The sequence below is a fragment of the Collinsella sp. AM42-18AC genome, assembly GCF_003467965.1.
Classification (GTDB): Bacteria; Actinomycetota; Coriobacteriia; order Coriobacteriales; family Coriobacteriaceae; genus Collinsella.
Window position 1 is genome coordinate 1 of sequence record NZ_QSFY01000027.1, and the last position, 4,577, is coordinate 4,577.

2 protein-coding genes are annotated in these 4,577 nt (G+C 61.2%); one reads left to right on the forward strand and one right to left on the reverse strand.

Features of this window, described 5'->3' with window-relative positions; all coding sequences use genetic code 11:
• Window positions 1–66: 66 nt before the first annotated feature.
• Complete coding sequence (locus tag DW913_RS09835) at window positions 67–1,149, reverse strand: iron-containing alcohol dehydrogenase family protein (RefSeq protein ID WP_117798372.1); 1,083 nt, start codon at window positions 1,147–1,149, stop codon at window positions 67–69.
• Between the two features lie 511 nt (window positions 1,150–1,660).
• On the opposite strand from DW913_RS09835, the gene ileS reads away from it, so the two are divergent.
• The gene (gene ileS / locus DW913_RS09840) at window positions 1,661–4,438 is read left to right on the forward strand and encodes an isoleucine--tRNA ligase (RefSeq protein ID WP_369832283.1); all 2,778 of its coding nucleotides are present in this window, start codon (window positions 1,661–1,663) and stop codon (window positions 4,436–4,438) included.
• Window positions 4,439–4,577: the final 139 nt, after the last annotated feature.

Below are 4,577 nucleotides of genomic sequence, written 5' to 3' on the forward strand. Positions count from 1 at the left end.
ATTTCCCGATGTCCAAGAAATGGGAGGCAGTTCACCTGTCCCCTTTGTGGTGGTTTTGGGCTGGGCCTAGAGCGTGTGGCCGTAGGCGTTGGCGGCCTTGATGGCGGCGGCGAACTTTTCGTCGGTGAAGGGCTCGGGGTTTCCCTGCTTCCATTCGTTGGTGGCGTGCGCGTATTCACACAGGGCGGGGATATCGGCCACGGAAAGCCCGACCTGCTCAAGCGTTACGGGCAGCCCCATCTGCTTGTTAAAGGCGGCGTAGCGCTCAAGGTTCTCGGTGTCGCCCGTGTAGGCAAAAAGCACGAGCACGCCCAGGCTCACGACCTCGCCGTGCAGGTAGGTGCCCTCGCGCGGAATGCTGCAGGTGGCGTTGTAGAACGCATGCGCCACGCTCGAGTTGTAGTAGTAATCGTTTTGGTTGGTCAGGTTGGAGACGTAGCCCGTGTTGACCACGATATCGAGCGCGATCTGCTTGACGGCTTCGGTCGACAGGTTCTGGCGAACGTCCTCAAGACCCTGCACGCCATAGGTAAACAGCGGCTCGGAGCAGGTGTGTGCGAGCGCCAGGCCAAGACCTGCGGTGTGCTCCAGGTTGCCGGCGCTCGTGGCGTACTCGACCTCGGGCTGCTTGGACAGGGCATCGCCCACGCCCGCCCAGAAGTACTCCGCCGGAGCCTCGGCGATGATCTTGGGGTTGATGAAGATGTGCGCGGGGCGGTTGGGGTACGAATAGCCCTCGAGCGAGCCGTCGTCGTTGTAGACAACGGCAATGGCGGTCGCGGCCGAGCAGTTGGAGCAGATCGTCGGTACCGTAAAGACGATCTTCTTGAGCTCGATGGCCGCCGTCTTGACGGTGTCGAGCGCTTTGCCGCCGCCGCATGCGATGAGCACATCGGCCTCTCGGCAGGCGGGGGAGTTAACAAGCTTGGCGATATTGGCACGCGTGCTGTTGGTGCCGTAGACGCGTGTCTCCAGTATCTCGATGTCGGTGCCCTCCAGTGCCGCTTCGATACTGGGAAGCGCCGCGGCCAGTGCTCGTTTACCGCCGATAATCGCGACCTTGGCCGCTCCGTACTCGTCCAGCGCGCCGGGCAGCTCGTCAAAGCAGTCCTCGCCGACGGTGTAGTCGCTCATTCCAATCGTGCGCATAGCAGCCTTCTTTCGTTAGATAAAGTGCTTTCAGGTATTTTGCTCCAAGTGAGTGCTTGCGACCGCGAGAAATTACTAAAGTATGAAACCGATGTTGAGGGTTTTTCACCGGCGTTGACCGTGCTACCATACAGCGCATAAGCGTTGATGGGGACGAGTAGTCGGCCGTCCGTGTGCTACAGAGAACGGGGAGCGCTGAGAACCCGTGCATGCGACCGATGAAAATCACCCCGGAGCTGCGGTCCCAACGGACGCGCCGTACAGGCACGTCTTAGTAGACATCGCCGAGATGGTCGTCGATACAGGCCAGCCGAGTAACGGATGCGAGCGCGCTGTAATGCGGGTGAGGGCATCTAAGCTGGGTGGTTAAGCGAAGAGCTTTTGCGGGCACACGGCCCGTTTTGTGGCGCTTCGTCCCAGCTTGCAGGGACGGGCGCTTTTTTTGGTGCCCAACGGGCGTGCGCGCCCACGACATGAAAGGGGTACCGTGGCAAACGAGTACAAGCAGACGATGAATCTGCCCAAAACCGGTTTTCCCATGCGTGCCGGTCTTTCCAAGTCCGAGCCCAAGCGACTCAAGGACTGGCAGGACAACAAGGTCTACGAGCAAGTTCTGAAGAAGAACGAGGGTCACAAGAAGTTCGTGCTGCACGACGGCCCTCCGTATGCCAACGGTCCGATCCACATCGGCCACGCCATGAACAAGATCTCCAAGGACATGATCAACCGCTACTGGATGATGCAGGGCTATGAGGTTCCCTACGTCCCCGGTTGGGACTGCCACGGCCAGCCGATCGAGCACAAGGTCGAGGAGAAGCTTGGCACCGAGAAGTTCAACCAGACCCCCACGGCCAAGATTCGTGAGCTCTGCAACAAGTTCGCTGTCGAGAACATCGAGCTGCAGAAGGCCGGCTTCCGTCGTCTGGGCGTGCTCGGCGACTGGGATAACCCCTACCTGACGCTCTATCACCAGCATGACGCTGCCGACATCGAGGTCTTTAAGGCCATGTTCGACAAGGGCATGATCTATCGCGGCCACAAGCCGGTTCACTGGTGCAAGCACTGCCATACCGCGCTGGCCGAGGCCGAGATCGAATACTCCGACGAGACGAGCCCTTCCATCTTCGTACGCTTTGAGATGACTTCCAAGCCCGTCGGCCTCGAGAGCTTCGATGGCCCGGTCGACTTTATCATCTGGACGACTACGCCGTGGACCATCCCTTCCGACCAGGCAGTCTCCCTTAAGCCCGGCGCTGCCTATGTCGCCGTTGAGCACGATGGCCGTGCCGAGGTCATGCTCGAGGACCTAGCCCCCAAGTGCTGCGAGGAGTTTGGCTGGGAGTACACCCCGGTCATGGTCGACGGCAAGCCCTATGTGGTTCCCGCCGAGACCTTCCACCACATCCACTACAAGCAGCCGATCTTTGACGGCGTTGAGGGCGTGGCGCTGCTGGCCGATTACGTCGGTGTCGATGACGGTACCGGTATCGTTCATAACTCGCCCGGCCACGGCGTCGACGACTACTTTGCCTGCCTCAAGGAGGGCATCACCGACATCTGCATGCCGGTCGATGACGACGGCAAGTTCTACACCGGTGAGGAGTTTGGCACCGGCGGTCCCTTTAGCGGCATGGATACTGACGAGGCCAATCCGCACATCATCGAGTTCCTGCGCGAGCGCGGCACCCTGGTCCTCGAGAAGAAGATCACGCACAGCTATCCGCACTGCTGGCGCTGCAAGCACCCGGTGCTCTTTCGTGCTACCGACCAGTGGTTTGTCTCGATGGACAAGACCGATTTGCGCGAGCAGGCTGGCAAGGAGGTCCGTGAGAACGTCAAGTGGTATCCGGCCCACGCGGCCAACCGCATCGGTGCCATGGTCGAGCAGCGTCCCGACTGGTGCATCAGCCGTCAGCGCAACTGGGGCGTGCCTATCCCCAGCTACACCTGCGCCGACTGCGGCGAGAAGGTCATGAACGACGCTACGCTCGACGCCGTCATCAAACTCTTCCACGAGAAGGGCTCCGACGCCTGGTTCACCGACGCTCCCGAGAGCTACCTGGGCGAGGCCTGCGTCTGCCCCAAGTGCGGCGGCCATCACCTCAAGGCCGATAAGGACATCCTCGACGTGTGGTGGGATTCCGGCGTCTCCTGGAAGGCCGTCTGCGAGTACCGTCCCGAGCTGGAGTATCCGGCGGATGTGTACCTCGAGGGCTCCGACCAGCACCGCGGTTGGTTCCAGAGCTCGCTGCTCACCTCGGTGGGCGCCAACGGCCATGCTCCGTACAAGGCGGTCGTCTCGCAGGGCTTCACGCTCGACGGACAGGGCCGCAAGATGTCCAAGTCGCTCGGCAACGTCATCGACCCCAACAAGGTCTGCGACGAGATGGGCGCCGACATCATCCGCCTGTGGGTTGCATCCGTCGATACCAGCTCCGACGTGTCCATCGACCACGAGATTCTCGCCCGTACGTCCGATGCCTACCGTCGTTTCCGCAACACGCTGCGCTTCCTGCTCTCCGAGCTCGAGGGTCAGTTTGAGCCCGAGACCGACGGCGTTGCCTTTGCCGACCTGCTGCCACTCGACAAGCTCATGGTTGCCCGCCTGACCCAGGTCCAGGCCGAGGTTGACGACGCCTACGCCAGCTACGAGTTCCCGCGTGCCTACCGTGCACTCTACGACTTCGTGGTGACCGAGCTTTCCAACGTGTATCTCGACGCCCTGAAGGACCGCCTGTACTGCGAGAAGCCCGGCTCGCTCGAGCGCCGCAGCGCCCAGACCGTGCTTGCCGAGCTCTTCTCGATGCTCATGCGCGACCTGCAGCCGATCCTGTCCTACACGGTCGACGAGGCCATGGCCTATGCGCCCGCCGGCTGCGTCGATCACCAGAAGTACGCCGCGCTGCTCGATTGGTATAAGTCGCCCATTACGGTCGACGAGGCCAATGAGTTTGAGGGCGTGCTCGAGGCTTCACTCGAGCTCCGTAGCGCCGTGACCAAGGCCCTTGAGGATGCCCGCTCCGCCGGAACCTTCACTAAGAGCCAACAGGTCCGCGTCAAGGCGGTCGTTCCCGCCGAGATGTATGCGCTGCTGACCGGTGATAAGGCCGTCGACCTGGCCGAGTTCTACATCGTCTCCGATGTTGAGCTGACCCAGGGCGAGGAACTCTCCGTTGCCATCGAGGCAGCCGAGGGCGAGTGCTGCGATCGTTGCTGGAACTATCGCAGCACCGTCGGCGAGTACAACGGTCACGCCCACATCTGCAAGCGCTGCGCGAATGCCCTTTAAGGCACGGTAACTCGGCATTTTAGTTATAGGGAGAACCTGGGCGCCTTCGGCCCATTTGCTCCGCTGAATAAAAGCGGCATTCCGTTTTTCGGAATGCCGCTTTCTTTTATTAAAGGCTTTAGCCTGTGCGGGGCGCGCA

Coding starts and splice junctions, on each gene's coding strand:
- DW913_RS09835 (WP_117798372.1), bottom strand. CDS start 1,149: ATGCGCACGATTGGAATGAGCGACTACACCGTCGGCGAGGACTGCTTT.
- ileS (WP_369832283.1), top strand. CDS start 1,661: ATGAATCTGCCCAAAACCGGTTTTCCCATGCGTGCCGGTCTTTCCAAG.